This window comes from Flavobacterium sp. (assembly GCF_027484945.1).
GTDB lineage: Bacteria > Bacteroidota > Bacteroidia > Flavobacteriales > Flavobacteriaceae > Flavobacterium.
Genome location: NZ_JAIXRZ010000005.1, coordinates 13063 through 29878 on the forward strand (window position 1 = coordinate 13063; position 16816 = coordinate 29878).

General features: G+C 37.6%; 15 protein-coding genes. 8 read left to right on the top strand and 7 right to left on the bottom strand.

Annotated elements, in window-relative coordinates; genetic code table 11:
• The first annotated feature begins 8 nt into the window (after nt 1-8).
• Complete coding sequence (locus Q0039_RS00665) at nt 9-566, top strand: CIA30 family protein (protein WP_297507483.1); 558 nt, start codon at nt 9-11, stop codon at nt 564-566.
• A gap of 85 nt (nt 567-651) precedes the next feature.
• Here the strand turns inward: Q0039_RS00665 and Q0039_RS00670 are convergent, their stop codons facing one another.
• The 5 genes from Q0039_RS00670 to Q0039_RS00690 form a co-directional block, all read right to left on the bottom strand.
• The gene (locus tag Q0039_RS00670; RefSeq protein ID WP_297507485.1) at nt 652-969 is read right to left on the bottom strand and encodes a DUF6787 family protein; all 318 of its coding nucleotides are present in this window, start codon (nt 967-969) and stop codon (nt 652-654) included.
• A gap of 20 nt (nt 970-989) precedes the next feature.
• The gene (locus tag Q0039_RS00675) at nt 990-1421 is read right to left on the bottom strand and encodes a DUF6146 family protein (RefSeq protein ID WP_297507487.1); all 432 of its coding nucleotides are present in this window, start codon (nt 1419-1421) and stop codon (nt 990-992) included.
• A gap of 87 nt (nt 1422-1508) precedes the next feature.
• A complete protein-coding gene (locus Q0039_RS00680) occupies nt 1509-2465 on the bottom strand; it encodes a D-2-hydroxyacid dehydrogenase (RefSeq protein WP_297507490.1) in 957 nt (318 codons plus the stop codon).
• 73 nt (nt 2466-2538) lie between these two features.
• Nucleotides 2539-3609, bottom strand: coding sequence for a 3-phosphoserine/phosphohydroxythreonine transaminase (gene serC, locus Q0039_RS00685; protein ID WP_297507493.1), 1071 nt, complete (start codon nt 3607-3609; stop codon nt 2539-2541).
• Between the two features lie 128 nt (nt 3610-3737).
• On the bottom strand, nt 3738-4796 hold the full coding sequence (locus Q0039_RS00690) for an acyl-CoA reductase (protein WP_297507496.1): 1059 nt from the start codon (nt 4794-4796) through the stop codon (nt 3738-3740).
• A gap of 60 nt (nt 4797-4856) precedes the next feature.
• On the opposite strand from Q0039_RS00690, the gene Q0039_RS00695 reads away from it, so the two are divergent.
• The 7 genes from Q0039_RS00695 (at nt 4857) to Q0039_RS00725 (ending at nt 15449) form a co-directional block, all read left to right on the top strand.
• Nucleotides 4857-5207, top strand: a complete 351-nt coding sequence (locus tag Q0039_RS00695) for a 4Fe-4S dicluster domain-containing protein (protein ID WP_297507499.1) — start codon at nt 4857-4859, stop codon at nt 5205-5207.
• 106 nt (nt 5208-5313) lie between these two features.
• Nucleotides 5314-6483: a hypothetical protein gene (locus Q0039_RS00700; RefSeq protein WP_297507502.1), complete on the top strand. Its 1170-nt coding sequence runs from the start codon at nt 5314-5316 to the stop codon at nt 6481-6483.
• A gap of 59 nt (nt 6484-6542) precedes the next feature.
• Nucleotides 6543-7637 (top strand): redox-regulated ATPase YchF, encoded by a 1095-nt coding sequence (gene ychF, locus Q0039_RS00705; RefSeq protein ID WP_297507507.1) that lies wholly within the window; start codon nt 6543-6545, stop codon nt 7635-7637.
• 266 nt (nt 7638-7903) lie between these two features.
• Nucleotides 7904-9049 carry an FIST N-terminal domain-containing protein gene (locus Q0039_RS00710; RefSeq protein WP_297507510.1) on the top strand — a complete coding sequence of 382 codons (1146 nt, stop codon included), beginning with the start codon at nt 7904-7906 and terminating at the stop codon, nt 9047-9049.
• 6 nt (nt 9050-9055) lie between these two features.
• Nucleotides 9056-10573, top strand: a complete 1518-nt coding sequence (locus Q0039_RS00715; protein WP_297507513.1) for a response regulator — start codon at nt 9056-9058, stop codon at nt 10571-10573.
• A gap of 127 nt (nt 10574-10700) precedes the next feature.
• The gene (locus Q0039_RS00720; RefSeq protein ID WP_297507515.1) at nt 10701-12557 is read left to right on the top strand and encodes a DNA topoisomerase IV subunit B; all 1857 of its coding nucleotides are present in this window, start codon (nt 10701-10703) and stop codon (nt 12555-12557) included.
• 171 nt (nt 12558-12728) lie between these two features.
• Complete coding sequence (locus tag Q0039_RS00725) at nt 12729-15449, top strand: DNA gyrase/topoisomerase IV subunit A (protein WP_297507518.1); 2721 nt, start codon at nt 12729-12731, stop codon at nt 15447-15449.
• 91 nt (nt 15450-15540) lie between these two features.
• On the opposite strand, the gene Q0039_RS00730 is transcribed toward Q0039_RS00725, so the two are convergent.
• Nucleotides 15541-16383, bottom strand: a complete 843-nt coding sequence (locus tag Q0039_RS00730; protein WP_297507522.1) for a TerC family protein — start codon at nt 16381-16383, stop codon at nt 15541-15543.
• Nucleotides 16384-16421: 38 nt separating this feature from the next.
• Entirely contained in the window at nt 16422-16799 is a 378-nt protein-coding gene (locus Q0039_RS00735; RefSeq protein WP_297507524.1) for a DNA topoisomerase IV, read from the bottom strand.
• Between the last annotated feature and the right edge of the window lie 17 nt (nt 16800-16816).

The window sequence follows — 16816 nt, forward strand, 5'->3', positions numbered from 1 at the left end:
TTTATATTATGAAAATTAGTGCCTTTTTACTGCTATTTACGTCTTTACTCAACCCAAGCGGAACCCATTTGGTGTTTGATTTTGGTTCATCCCCCAACAAAACAAGCGATTGGATTATGATTTCAGACCGCATAATGGGTGGTGTTACTCAATCTAAGCTTGAATACAACGATAATGCAATGAGGTTATCCGGTTCGATTTCGTTGGCGAATTATGGCGGATTTGCTTCTGTAAAAACGAAATTTAATGCGTATGATTTATCCGGATACAAAGGGGTAAAGATACGTTTCAAAGCCACTAATCAGCAATTTGCATTTACATTAGAAGCGAGTAGAAATTGGACGTATCCCTACTTTAAAGGCGATTTCTCAAGAAAAAAAGACAACACTTGGGAAGAGGTCGTTATTTATTTTAGCGATTTTAAAGAATATCAAATTGGGGAGCCCACGGGTGAAAAGTTACCCCAATCTACACTTAAAAACATTGTTCGTTTAGGAATTATTACCACTGAAAAAAAAGAAGGCCCTTTTTCTATTGAAGTCGATTCGATCGAATTTATAAACTAATGCTTAAAGTGTAAGATTGAATTAGAGAAGCGCTAGACTCTTTTAATTTGAATCAAGAACATACCAATAAAGGGACTTCGGTTCCTTATTTTTTTACGAAAAAATCGACAATAAATCCTAATTTTAAAGTGCGCAGCATATTTTTTTCAAACAACCAAAAGAATTTAAATTGCCCGAAAAGAAAGCCAAAAGAAAGCAAAATGATCTGATAAACTGGAAAGATAAGTATAACGTAAAGCATCCAATAGATCCAGCTCGCGTAAGTCGTTTTGGTAATTCCTAAAAACGCCAAAATAGGCTTCGCAACAAATGCCGATGTAGATCCGGTAAGGGCAAAAACAATGATAATGACCCCATATTGCCAGTTTGAAGTGATCGCATAACGTTCTTTAAAATTTCCCATACCGGTACAAAAGTAATGAATTACGGACGGACATCAAAAAAACCTAATCGTTCCTTGTAGTGAAGTTGAAAATAGATGAAATAATTGTAAATCAAATAATTGACCTCATATCCGTAATGTAGGGTTGGGTCATAATTAATTTGCATTTCATACCAATTGGGGTTGAATTGTTGGGGTTGTAAAACTCTTCGGTTCCATTCTTGAACCCAAATACGATTTCTGTTTTCCAAAAATTGTTCAGAATAATACCCGCGACCGCGTGCTGTTCCATTTAGCCAAGAATTAAATCCAGGTTCGATAATCACTACTTCATACGCGAGTGAATCATTAGCAATACGAACGGTGTCTTGCTTGCTTTCGGCAGTAAGACGCGAGGTCGCTATAGTTTTCTTAGTGCCCGAACAAGCCCAAAACAATACTATAAAACCAACAACTATCCATCCGTTTTTCATATAATAAAGGTAAGCAATTTTATTAAATCCCTTTACTTTTTAACCGATTTAACATAAAAAAAGCACCTTTTTAGGTGCTTAATCATTTTATTTTTTTTCGAAATGTCCGATAATCTGTTCTGCCAATTCGGTTCCTATTCGATCTTGTGCTTCCCTTGTCGCTGCTCCAATATGGGGTGTCAATGAAATCTTTGGATGCATCAGGATTTGAATTTCAGGTTGCGGTTCATTTTCAAACACATCCAAACCTGCAAAAGCAATTTTCTCTTGATCCAGCGCTTCAACCAATGCTACTTCATTAATTACGCCCCCTCGCGCACAATTTACGATTCCGGCTCCATCTTTCATCAGGGCTAGTTCTTCGGTATCAATTATATATTTTTCTTGCGCTGGCACATGCAGCGTTATGAAATCAGCATGCTGAAATACATGGGCTAGAGGCTCGGTTATGATTTCAATATCCATAAATTGGCCATTAAAAAAATTGACCCGAATCGATGCTTTTTCAATATAGCTATCGGTAGCAATGACTCGCATACCCAAACCTAATGCAATTTTTGCAACCGCTTGCCCAATTCGTCCAAACCCAATAATGCCTAAAGTTTTTCCGCGAAGCTCGGTTCCATTGGCATAGGCTTTTTTTAACCCATTAAAGTTGGAGTCACCCTCTAAAGGCATGTTTCTATTGGCATCTTGCAAAAAACGTACACCAGTAAACAAATGAGCAAACACCAATTCGGCCACACTTTCAGTAGAAGAAGCCGGAGTATTAATTATGTGAATACCTTTGCTTCGTGCATATTCGACATCAATATTGTCCATGCCAACACCCCCACGGCCAATAACTTTGAGTCCGGGACAGGCATCGATGATGTCTTTCCGAATTTTGGTCGCACTGCGCACTAAAACTATTTCAATTCCTTTTTCATTGATAAAATTGGCCACTTGCTCTTGTGCTACTTTGGTCGTTATAACCTCATAACCTCCTTTTTCTAAAGCTGCAATTCCACTTTTGGAAATACCGTCATTTGCTAATACTTTCATTTCTTTTCTATTTAAAGCGCTTTTTCGATTTTTTATTTTCAACCTTCTTCCTTACGCGTGGTTAGATTTTAATTTACAACACACGTTCTAATTCTTGCATGGCTTGAACTAATACTTGAACGCTTTCAAGTGGAAGGGCATTGTACATCGATGCGCGATAGCCACCTACCGAACGGTGCCCGTTTAATCCCGAAATTCCTGCCGCTTTCCATAGGGCATCAAATTGTGCTGCGTGTGTGTGGTTTTTTAATACGAAAGTTGCATTCATCACACTTCGATCTTCTGCCTCAGCAGTGCCTACAAACAAAGGGTTTCGGTCAATTTCTTGATATAAAAGTAAGGCTTTGGCTGCATTGATTTTTTCAATAGCCGCTATACCGCCTAGCTTTTTCAACCATCTTAATGTAAGAAGGGAAGCATAAATAGGAAAAACAGCCGGAGTATTGTACATACTATCGGCTTTGATCTGCTTTTGATAATCCATCATGCTCGGCAGCGTACGACCGGTTTTACCCAATAATTCTTCCTTAATCACCACAAGGGTTGTACCGGCCGGTCCCATGTTTTTTTGCGCACCTGCATAAATAAGGGCAAATTTTGAGAAGTCAAGGGTACGCGAAAAAATATCCGAACTCATATCGCAAACCATAGGAACTTCCGTATTGGGAAAGTCTTTCATTTGCGTGCCAAAAATGGTGTTGTTACTGGTGCAATGAAAATAATTTGCATCTGAAGGCAGGGAATAATTTTTGGGTATATAATTAAAATTCCTATCTTTTGAAGAAGCTACTACAACAGTTTCGCCAAATAATTGTGCCTCTTTAATGGCATTGGAAGCCCATGTACCGGTTTCGAGATATGCCGCTTTTCCATCGACCTTCATAAAGTTGTATGGGATCCGCAAAAATTCCATACTCGCTCCCCCTTGAAGAAACAAAACGCGATAACCTTTGCCTTCCAAACCTAAAAGTTCAAGCACCAAAGCACGGGCTTCTTCCATTACGGCAATAAAATCCTTGCCACGGTGCGAAATCTCCAAAATCGATAATCCCGAATGGTTAAAATCCAAGATGGCTTGGGCCGATTGCTCAAATACTTCTTGTGGAAGAATACAAGGGCCCGCACTGTAATTATGTTTTTTCATACCAAAGCGATATTATAAGTGGTGAATGAATTGGTTTGCAAATTTCAGCAATCCCTTAAAACTATGCTAACGAACGTCCATTGATTCGTATAGAAATTATTAACAAAAACGATTTCGTTTACGTTAACTTACAAAGCATTTAAAAATTCTAACGTATTCACATGATCGGCATAATCCCATAAGTCAGGTCGTTGGGTTTTTCCAAAGGGAATGCTGTTGGGTGTCAAAGCATTGGAAACAATACATTGGAGGTTTTCAGCATCGTCTTGCAATCGGTTCTGCAACGTGTTTAAGTCGCTGTAGTATTCATAAAATACCGACGAAATGGGTGATGCATAGCCGGTATCTTCTTTTATTGTCATAAAGCCATTGTCCAAAATTTTAAATAAACTCATCAAGAATACCGCTTTATTGTAGTCGTAGTTGTTGGCATATTTATCATAGTGAATGCAATCATGATAGGTATACATTGCTTCAAAAAAAGCTTCAAAATTATATCCTTCGGGAACAAAAAGTTTGGAAACGTTGCGGCAACCCAACCCAAAGTAGCGAAATATATCCTCTCCTAAAAGGATTAAGTCTTCTTTTGATTCCTGACCGTTTAAAATAGCAACCGAATTTCTATTTTTTCGAATGATTGACGGTTTGTCTTTAAAGTAATAGTCAAAATAGCGCGCGGTATTATTACTGCCTGTAGCGATTACTGCATCAAATCCGTCGAGTTTTCCTTCGGAAAAAGTTACCGCATCTTTTAAGGCCGGTTCAACACAAATTAGATACTCCATTAAAAAAGGCAATAATTTTTGATCATTGGAAGATGTTTTAATTAGGGCTTTATGACCCGATACCAATACACATAGTACATCATGAAAACCGACCAAAGGAATATTACCCGCCAAGACCAATCCAACTTTTTTAGGCGTAGTATTCAAAAATGAAGTGTTGTTTAACCATTGTGTTAAATTGGATTCGGTGAGTGCTTCCGCCCAAGACTGAAGTGCAAAGCGTATTTGATCGGGTGTAAACCAGCCGTTGTAATTTTGTGCGGTTTCAATTTGAGCAAGCATGCGATCATAGAACAAATCATTGAATAAAACGTTCGGATTTTTTGTTGGATTTTCGGAACCGAATTGGGCTAAAAAGCGTCCTAATTGAAGGAAAGCCGATTTTTTATCGATTTGTACCATAGGTTACTTGTGTATGAAGGGTATTGATTGTAAATTTGCTCAAAAATAACAAATTTCGCTATGGCAATCATTATAACTGACGAATGTATTAATTGTGGCGCTTGTGAGCCAGAATGTCCAAATACCGCAATTTATGAAGGCGCTGACGATTGGCGTTATAAAGATGGAACGAAACTCCGCGGAAATATTATTTTACCCGACGGTACTGCAATCGATGCCGATGCACCTCAAAAGCCAATTTCGGATGATTTATATTACATCGTTCCGGGTAAATGTACCGAATGTAAAGGGTTTCATGAAGAACCCCAATGCGCAGCGGTTTGTCCAGTAGACTGTTGTGTGCCCGATGATAATCACATTGAAAGTGAGGAAACGTTGTTGAACCGCCAAGCGTTTTTACATAACGAATAAATAAAACAAGCACTTTGGATTTTCTAAGTGCTTTTTTTTCAGGGTTTTGAATCTGTAGTACAGTTGTCCCCATATTTTTGTAAATTTGTTTCAAAGCCCTAGTCTAATGCGACGATTACTTCACGTTTTATTGGTTTTTTCTTGCTTTACTGTACATGCGCAGCAAAGTGAATTGCAATTAGTATTTAAAGATGCAGAAACGCTCGCACCCATTGGGGATGTTACGGTCACTGTGCTCCGAACAAAACAAAATCATCTAAGTAATGCAGATGGTAAAGTAATAGTTATATTAAATGGTATCTCGAGTATTCAGATTACCCATACCGCATACCAATCGCAAACTCTTCGTTCGACAGCATTAAAGGATAAAGAAAATGTAATTTTATTGAAAAGTGCCGTAAATACATTGGATGAAATTATCATTACAAAGCAACATCCGCAAAAAATACTTAAGAATTTAATAGAAAACTCCATTAATAAATTAACGACACCCTGTCGATTGAAGGTGTACTCGCGTGAATTTTTTAAACGCAATGGAAATTATGTTTTTTATAATGATGGATTATTAAATTTTCAAATTTCTGGCAAAAAACAGGATTTTAAAAACGCTATTCTCGTTGAGCAAAACCGTTCGGTTGGTCTTTTAGATGCTGCTGTTCCTTATGATTTGTTGGGCTATGATTTAAATAATATCATGCTAAATTACTACAATTTTAAATACCTCGAACCTTTATTGGAAGCGCGTGCTCGAAAAGATTATGATTTTTTAATCAAGTCGTATACCCAAAACGATAATTACTATTGTATGGTTATCAATCCACTAGATCCAGTAAAAGGATTTAAAGATGATTACACGATTATCTATGATAAAAAGAAAAAGGTAATTCTTGAGGTGCGTTCTTCGTTAACGCCCAATTCAGTCGCTAATGCCAATGAGAAAACAACCGTAGGAACTAAAAACAAGTACAAGTCCAATTTTAAAAACATCTATCGATATGTTGGGGATCAAGAGTATTATTTGGTTTCGTCGCGAGAGGAAATTGGATTTGAGCGCGTTGATAAAAAAGATAGCCGAACTGAAATAGAGGTGCGTAATTATTTTGTAACTACCGGTTTTAGTCAAAAAGAGTTTTCGTTTAATGAAAGCGAAGTGTTCAAAGACAAGGCCTTATTTAACTTAAAAGATAAAATTTTAACCGATTATTGGAATGTATCGGGTTTAACGCCAACACCAGAAGAAGCTGAAATAATTAACAGTATTGAAGACGAACCCTAAAAGGCTGTTTTGTAAATGGGTTGAATGCGTTATATTTGCCCACTTAAAAATCAATTTACATGAAAGCAGGAATAGTAGGGTTGCCCAATGTTGGAAAATCAACGTTGTTTAATTGTTTGTCAAATGCGAAAGCACAAAGTGCAAACTTCCCATTTTGTACAATTGAACCCAATATTGGGGTTGTTAACGTACCCGATCCCCGTTTAGAAAAGTTGGAAGAATTAGTGAACCCCGAGCGTGTTTTACCTGCAACTGTAGAAATCGTAGATATCGCCGGATTGGTAAAGGGGGCTAGTAAAGGGGAAGGACTAGGGAATCAATTTTTAGCCAATATTCGTGAATGTAATGCGATTATTCATGTGCTCCGTTGTTTTGATAACGATAATATTGTCCATGTTGATGGAAACGTTAATCCGATTCGCGATAAAGAAACTATTGATATTGAGTTGCAATTAAAAGACCTTGAAACGGTTGAAAAACGATTAGAGAAAGTAAATCGCACCGCCAAAGCCGGAATAAAAGAAGCCCTTTTAGAGCAATCCTTGTTAAACCAAATTCGGGATTTATTATTGCAAGGCAAGTCGGCACGGACCGTAGTAGCACAAAACCAAGATGAAGCCGATTTATTGGAAGCGTTTCAATTAATTACTACCAAACCGGTTTTGTATGTATGTAATGTGGATGAAACTGCAGCGGCAACTGGAAATCAATATGTAGATCAAGTACGTGAATTGGTGCGGTCAGAAGATGCCGAGGTAATTGTTTTGGCTGTAGCTACAGAAGCCGATATTACCGAACTAGAAACCTATGAAGAACGTCAGCTTTTCTTAGAAGATATGGGCTTGACCGAACCGGGTGTTTCAAAGTTAATTCGTGCGGCTTACACCTTGTTGAATTTGCAAACGTATTTTACCGCAGGTGTTAAAGAAGTGCGCGCTTGGACCATACATGTAGGCGATACGGCTCCCAAAGCAGCAGGTGTTATTCACACCGACTTTGAAAAAGGGTTTATTCGAGCTGAAGTTATTGCTTATGATGATTATGTAGCTTTTGGTTCAGAAGCCAAAGTGAAAGAAGCCGGTAAATTACGCGTAGAAGGAAAAGAATACATTGTAAAAGATGGTGATGTGATGCACTTCCGTTTTAACGTATAATAAAAACATAAAACTAAACTTCAGGAAACACGGTGGAATGCCGTGTTTTTTTATTTTAAATTCAATGGATTCAACAAAAGATAAAAATAGTTCCATGGGCTAAATTTCGTTGCTTTTTGATTTAAAAGTTGCACGTTAATCAAAATAGGGTTACAAAAGCACATTTTATGGGTGAGGATTCGAATCGTAAATTCGAGAAATTAATAAGGAATTATGTGTTGTATTTATTTTTTTTATATATTTAGGAAATAACTAATGACCTTCTCATGATGAAAACACAACAACTACTGCTCGATAAAGGGCTTGCTGTAAAAAATGTGCAGGAGAATTCCCTTTTTTCATCAGATAAAGCCCAATTGGTACTTGCCTTTGGTCAACGAACGCTATTGGATGAATTACGTCCGTATAATCAAATAAAAAAATTGTATCCCAATGCTTTAATTGTATTATGCTCTTCTTCAGGACAAATTTCAAATCAAGTGGCCATTGAAGAAGAAATAGTGGTCACCGCAATCCAATTTGAAAAAACCAAATTAAAGTCGGTTGTTTATGATGTCTTAGATGGTGACGCAATCTATGAGTTAGGTAAAAAAGTCCAAGCCGAATTGGCTGCTCCCGATTTAAAAGCCATCATGATTCTCTCTGAAGGTACTCATGTTAACGGTTCTGAACTTATCCATGAGTTAGGTCAGCAAACCCAATGGAAAATTCCCTTTTTTGGAGGTCTAGCAGGAGATGAATATCGTTTTGAAAAAACCGTAGTGGGTTGCAATGCCGATGCAACTCCAGGAAAAATTGTAGCTATTGGTTTTTATGGCGATGCCATTGAATTTGGTTTTGCATCAGAGGGAGGATGGGCTGATTTTGGTCCCGAACGCGAAGTAACCGCTTCAGAAAACAATGTATTGTTCAAGATCGGTGAACGTTATGCCTTAGACTTATATAAAGAATATTTGGGTAAATATGCCAATGAACTTCCGGGTTCTGCGTTGTATTTTCCATTATCGATGAAAGAAACACCTAATTCAGCTCCGGTTGTTCGTACAATTCTATCAATTGATGAGACTCAAAAGTCAATGACGTTTGCTGGAAATATTCCTATTGGATCTCATGTGCGTTTGATGCGGGGTAATATGGATCGGTTGATTGATGCTGCTGCCGATGCCGCAACCACGATTCGCCAATTGTTACCCAACCAACCGCAAATCGCTTTTTTAGTGAGTTGTGTTGGAAGGCGTATTGTTTTAGCAGAACGCGTTACCGAAGAATTAGAATTTATTAAAAATACATTTGGGAAAGAAACGGTATTGTTTGGTTTTTATTCCTATGGTGAAATATCCCCAAATAAACAGCAATTAGGTTGTGAATTATACAATCAAACCATGACCATTGCAACGATGTACGAAGCGTAAAAAAATATGAATAAAATAGTGCTCCACCGCCATTTAAGCCGACAGATTGATAAATACTTATCTGTAAATGAACTTGCCAAAAATACCCAATTGGAAGCCTTTATCACGGCTATCAATCAAACGTACATGAACTATGAAAAGGATGCTGAACTTTTTGAGCAATCTACCTTATTAAACGAGCAAGAATATTCGGAGGTTAATGCCCGTTTGAAAGATGAGTTGGCCAAAAAACAAGTATTTGAAGCCCATTTGATTGAGTTGATTCAGCAATTAAATGGCGAAAGTAAACCACTAGAAGGGGAGGCCAATTTGCTTAATTTAATTCATATACTCAACCGCGAGATTGAAGTCAAACACGAATACCAAGTGCAACTCAATCAGGCGCGAATTGACGCTGTAAATGCCAATGAAGCGAAGTCGGAATTTCTATCGATTATGAGTCATGAAATCCGTACTCCGTTAAATGCGATTATCGGCCTCGTTTATATCATGGAAAAAGAAGATGTTCTTGAAAGTTATCGAGAAAACATTCAGGTTTTGAAGCTTTCAGCGCAAAATCTTTTCTTATTGATTAATGATATTTTGGATTTTAACAAAATTGAAGCAGGTAAAATCGAACTCGAAAAAACTGCATTTGATTTTAAAAATTTAGTCCAACAAATAATGCGTGCGCTGCATGCTCGTGCTAATGAAAATTTAAATTCAATCAGCTTAGAAATCGAGGATGATTTTGTCACAAATTTGGTTAGTGACCCCCTTCGTCTCAATCAAATTATCACGAATTTGGTTTCTAATGCGATTAAGTTTACTCAAAACGGAACCATTACAATTCGATTGTCACAATTGGATGTCACTGCAGGTATTTCTACCTTTAAAGTAGAGGTTATCGATACCGGAATCGGAATTGATAAAGCGCAGTTTACCTCAATTTTTGAAAAATTTACGCAGGCTGAAACCCGAACTTCGCGTCAATTTGGTGGAACTGGACTCGGACTCGTTATTACGAAACGGTTGTTGCATTTGTTTGATTCAGATATTGCTTTTGAAAGCACATTGGGCGTTGGTACAAATTTTTATTTCACCCTCAGTTTGCCGATTGATGCACATTCTAAACCGTCATCCTATTCTGATGATTTGCAAAGTGAAGTCATGTTAAATGGACTCAATATATTGCTGGTAGAAGATAATAAAATCAATATTAAAATTGCCGATAAAATCATGAGCCATTGGGGTGTGCATGTTACTGTTGCAGAAAATGGTTTAATGGGGGTAGAAATGTATGAAAAAGGAAAATATGATATTGTGTTAATGGATTTGTCGATGCCTGTAATGGATGGCTATGAAGCGACACGGATTATTCGTAAAACCGATGCTGAGGTTCCAATTATTGCATTTACTGCTTCGGCTTCTTTTGGGTATTTAGAACGCGCTATGGAGGTAGGAATTAATGAATATGTTATCAAACCCTTCAATCCGAAAGAACTGAATTTAAAGTTGAAAAAATTTGCAAAAAACAACCGTTAAAATTGATTTTTAACATATAAAACTCTCCAAAAAACTGTCAAAAACATTTTTGATAACTTTCCTTTTTACTTCTTTTAGAAACACCTCATAAACCTTATATTAGCTAAAAATCGATACGTTTTGGATTATGGCTGATCAGGTGCAATATAATGAGGATAACATACGTTCGCTCGACTGGAAAGAACACATTCGGATGCGTCCGGGGATGTATATCGGAAAGTTGGGTGACGGTTCTTCACCCGATGATGGGATTTACATACTGCTCAAAGAGGTAATCGATAACTGTATTGACGAATTTGTCATGGGTACCGGTAAAACCATTGAAGTTACCATTAAAGATAAATTGGTAACCGTTCGCGATTTTGGACGTGGAATTCCACTGGGAAAAGTCGTTGATGTAGTTTCTAAAATGAATACCGGAGGAAAATATGACTCCAAAGCCTTTAAAAAATCGGTTGGTTTAAATGGGGTAGGTACCAAAGCGGTAAATGCGTTGTCTAACTTTTTTAGGGTTGAATCGGTAAGAGATAACCAACAAAAAGCAGCCGAATTTTCAGCAGGTAATCTAACAGTTGATGAGCCTATTCAAGAATCGACCAAACGCCGTGGAACTAAAGTATCTTTTGTTGCTGACGAAACCATTTTCAAGAATTACAAGTACCGCAATGAATATGTGGTGCGTATGTTGAAAAATTACTGTTACCTCAATACCGGTTTAACAATTTATTTTAATGGGGATAAATATTATTCTGATTTTGGGTTAAAGGATTTATTGCAAGAAACCATCACCGAAGAAGATTCGGTTTATCCGATTATTCACTTAGTGGGCGATGATATTGAGTTTGCTTTAACCCATAGTAAAACCCAATATTCTGAAGAGTACCATTCCTTTGTAAATGGGCAAAATACTACCCAAGGAGGAACCCACTTGAATGCATTTCGGGAGTCGGTTGTTAAAACGATACGCGATTTTTATAATAAAAACTTTGAAGCTTCAGATATCCGCAAGTCGATCGTTGCCGCGGTTTCTGTAAAGGTTGAAGAACCGGTATTTGAATCCCAAACTAAAACAAAGTTAGGTTCAACTGACATAGGTCCGAATGGACCCTCAATTCGTACCTTTATCAATGACTTTGTATCGACCAAACTGGACAATTATTTGCATAAAAATCCAGAAACGGCCGAAGCATTGTTAAAGAAAATTTTACAGGCCGAACGCGAACGGAAAGAGTTATCGGGTATTCGTAAATTGGCACGTGACCGCGCTAAAAAAGCGAGTTTACACAACAAAAAATTACGCGATTGTCGAATTCATTTGACCGATTCGAAAAACGAACGTTGTTTAGATAGTACGCTCTTTATTACCGAAGGGGATTCCGCTTCGGGGTCGATTACCAAAAGTCGCGACGTAAATACGCAAGCAGTCTTTAGTTTACGTGGAAAACCTTTGAATTCGTATGGCATGTCTAAAAAAATTGTTTACGAAAACGAAGAATTTAATTTGTTGCAAGCGGCCTTAGATATTGAAGAAGATTATGATAGTTTGCGGTACAACAACATCGTGATTTCTACCGATGCCGATGTTGATGGAATGCACATCCGCTTACTGTTGATTACGTTCTTTTTGCAATTTTTCCCCGAGTTGATTAAAGAAGGCCACTTATTTATTTTGCAAACGCCTTTATTCCGGGTGCGCAATAAAAAAGAAACGATTTATTGTTACAGCGATGAAGAACGCGTTGCAGCCATAGAAAAGCTCAAGCCAAAACCTGAAATCACCCGATTTAAAGGGTTGGGAGAGATCTCTCCTGATGAATTCAAGCATTTTATTGGGGATAATATTCGACTTGATCCGGTGATGCTGGACAAAGCAACCTCAATAGAAACGTTGTTAGAATTCTATATGGGTAAGAATACACCTAATCGCCAGGATTTTATTATCAATAACTTGAAAGTGGAATTGGATGTGGTTAATAGTGATTAGTGATTAGTGACTAGTGATTAGTGATTAGTGACTAGTGATTAGTGATTAGTGACTAGTGATTAGTGATCGGTGACTAGTAACTTGTGGTTAGTAATTAGAGAGGTAATGAATTAAAATGTTTAGGGTTTTTATATTATCAAACAAGTATAGCCTTAAAATTTAAACTTTGATATGAAAGACGAAGAAGAGGATATAGTACCCGAAGATGAGGGATCTCAAGATGATTTTAATGAGAATACGTCACAGGAGCCTGCTGAAGAAGGTTTTGATGATGTAATTCGTCCGGCATCGGGCAGTCATTTTTACGAAAACAATGAAAATCCTGAAGATACCATAACCAAAGTAACGGGTATGTATAAGGATTGGTTCTTAGATTATGCTTCGTATGTAATCCTTGAACGAGCGGTTCCTGCAATTGAGGACGGATTTAAACCCGTGCAGCGTAGAATTATGCACTCAATGAAAGAGTTGGATGATGGGCGCTATAACAAAGTAGCCAACATCGTAGGGCATACCATGCAGTATCATCCCCATGGCGATGCTAGTATTGGTGATGCTATTGTGCAAATTGGTCAAAAAGACTTGCTTATCGATATGCAAGGAAACTGGGGAAATATCCTCACAGGCGATGGTGCTGCTGCATCCCGCTATATAGAGGCGCGTATTTCTAAACTGGGCCAAGATATTCTGTACTCTCCCAAAGTGACCAACTGGCAATTGAGTTATGACGGACGTAAAAACGAACCGATTCACTTGCCGGTAAAGTTTCCGTTACTGCTTGCTCAAGGTGCCGAAGGAATCGCGGTGGGATTATCTACAAAGATTCTTCCCCACAATTTTAACGAACTCATCGATGCGTCAATTAAAGTATTGAAAGGAAAGTCGTTTACAATTTTTCCTGATTTTCCTACAGCAGGAATTGCCGATATGTCCAATTATAATGACGGTATGCGCGGTGGCCGTGTGCGTGTGCGTGCCAAAATTGCTCAATTGGACAAACAGACGTTGGTCATCACTCAGATTCCGTTTTCAACCAATACGTCATCGCTGATCGATAGTATTTTGAAAGCCAATGAGAAAGGAAAAATTAAAGTCAAAAAAATAGAAGACAATACTGCGGCTGAGGTTGAAATTTTAATTCATCTTCCTCCCGGAGTTTCACCCGATAAAACCATTGATGCCTTGTATGCGTTCACGGCTTGTGAAACATCTATTGCGCCGCTTGGATGTGTGATTGTAGATAACAATCCGATTTTTATGGGGGTTTCAGAAATGTTGCGCATTTCAACCGAACGAACGAAGAACTTACTGAAGCGAGAGTTGGAAATCCAATTGGACGAACTCGAAAACAAATTGCATTTATCAACTTTAGAGAAGATTTTTATTCGCGAGGAAATGTACATCGACTTTAAGTTGTATTCGGATCGTGAATCATTGTACCGCTATTTATATACCCGTTTTGAGCCGTTTAAAAAAGACTTTCTTAGGGAAATTCATGATGATGATTTGCAAAAGCTGACGCAAATTCCGATGATTCGAATTACTCGTTTTGATTCGGATAAAGCCGATGAAGCCATTGCAAAACTGGAAGCCGAAATGGAGCAAGTCAAACATGATTTGGACCATCTTACGGACTATGCAATTGCATTTTTTCAAACGATTAAAGACAAGTATGGAAAAGGGCGAGAGCGACAAACGGAAATACGAAACTTTGATACCATTGAAGCAACTAAGGTTGTTTTGCGCAATACCAAATTGTATGTAAATCGTGAAGAAGGATTCATTGGAACTAGTTTGAAACGCGATGAGTATGTAGCCGATTGCTCGGATATTGATGATGTGATTGTTTTCTTGCGCGATGGAAAAATGATGATTGCCAAAGTCGATGATAAAAAGTTTATCGGTAAAGACATTATCCATGTTGCAGTTTTTGATAAAAACGACAAGCGCACCATCTACAATATGATTTATCGCGATGGGAAAAACGGAGCTTCGTTTATCAAACGCTTTAATGTGAGTGGAGTAACCCGCGATAAGTTTTATGATCTGACCCAAGAAAAGCCGGGTAGTATGGTGCTTTATTTTTCTGCAAATCCCAATGGTGAAGCAGAAACAGTGACTATATTGTTACGCCAAGTGGGGAGTGTGAAAAAATTGAAGTGGGATGTCGACTTTGCCGAAATTATGATTAAAGGTAGGGCATCGCGAGGCAATACCGTGAGTAAATACCCAATTAAGAAAATTGAACTCAAAGAAAAAGGAATTTCAACACTCCGTCCACGCAAAGTTTGGTTTGACGATACGGTTCAGCGTTTGAATGTTGATGGTAGGGGCGAACTATTGGGCGAATTTAAACCAAACGATCGTTTGCTACTTATCAATCAAAGTGGAAAATTAAAAACGATAATCCCTGAGTTATCTACCCACTTTGACGAAGATATGATTGTATTGGAAAAATGGAATCCAAACAAGCCGATTTCATGTATTTATTTTGACGGCGAAAAAGAACGTTATTTTGTGAAACGTTTCTTAGTTGAAAACGAAAACAAAGAAGAAATTTTTATTTCTGAACATGAAAAATCCCAATTGGAAATTGTATCCACCGATTGGCGTCCCGTGGCAGAAGTAATTTTTGCTAAGGTGAAGGGTGTACAAAAGGAAAATCAAGTGGTCGATTTAGAGCAGTTTATTGCAGTAAAAGGCATTAAAGCTCTCGGAAATCAACTAACCGCTGAAAAATTAAAACAAGTAAATTTACTTGATCCCTTGCATTTTGAAGAACCAGAAGAGGTAGCGGAGCCTATACCTACTGCGCAAGTTGAATCGGACTTTAATTCAGATATTCCAACTGCATTGGATGATGACGGACAAATCACCTTGGCTTTAGAATAAATAAAAACCTGCTTATTTAAAGCAGGTTTTTTTTCAATGCGTTTAAAGTTGAAACTATTAAGCGTTCAAAACAAAGTTAAAAGTCCACGATTTATTTAGACGAAGCGTCTGTGTCGCCCTGAATTGTATTGTTGTGTAATTGAACAGGCTTACTTGATTTTTTCATTTTCATGTTTAAGAATTCAACAAACAAAGAAAAGAAAATCGAAAAGTACAAATACCCTTTAGGAATACTATGGACTTCGTTGTTGCCAAAAAATCGGAAGGAAGCTAAATGAGATCCTTCCGCCAAGAGCATTACGCCAATCAAGATTAAGAAAGATAGTCCTAATATTTGAATAGTAGGATGTTTGTTTACAAAAACAGAAACCGGATTAGCAAAAATCATCATAATTACAATCGAAATGACTACCGATAAAATCATAATAATAAGTGCTGCTTCACCAAATCCTTTTGGAGCCGGTTCGCTACTAATTAAACCTACTGCCGTTAAAATACTATCAAATGAAAATACGATATTAAGTAATGCGATTTGAATAATGGCATTTGACAGCGAATTGGAAGCTTTTCCATTTTCACCATCCTCGGCACCTTCCAATTTATGGTGAATTTCGCTTACCGATTTATATAATAGGAATAACCCACCTACAATAATAATGATACTCTGTCCCGTAATATGTCCCGACAAAAAGCCCCAGTCAAAGTCGTAAATACTTTCTTTTAGACTCATTACCCATGTGATGCCAAACAATAAAAGGATACGAAACAACATGGCTAAAAGGAGGCCAATTCGACGCGCTTTCGGTTGATCTGCAGGCTTGAGTTTTCCAGAAACGATCGAGAGAAAAACAATATTGTCAATCCCAAGAATTATTTCCAAAAAAGTTAAGGTTAATAGCGCGATTATCGCGTCGGTCGTAAATAAAACTTCCATGATTAATGTTATGTTTATTATAATAGGTTAGACGGAAGTTAGTCCAATTTTGTTACAGTTCCCGTTTGTTTATTTATATCTCCTACAAAGGAATATTCCATAATATACTGATTACCCATAGTTTCTACGATACGCATGCTTATGGCTTTTTTCTCGTTGCGGTTTCGTGGATTTTTTTTTTGAATAATAAGTTCGCAATCGTTGACCCAACGTACATTAGCGGTGTCGGTTCGACCGTGGTAGGTTTCAATCTGTTCGTTTTTGGTGCGAACGAAACGGGTTGTGTCGGCTTTACCATTAATGATTTGAACAAATTCAAACGAACCGGTCGTAAAATCAGTGCAATTGCATTCGGGCATTTTTTGGCACGAGTAGGTCAAAAAAAGAAGTAATGCTGCTAAAATTGTTTTTTTCATAGTTTTTTGAAGCTTAT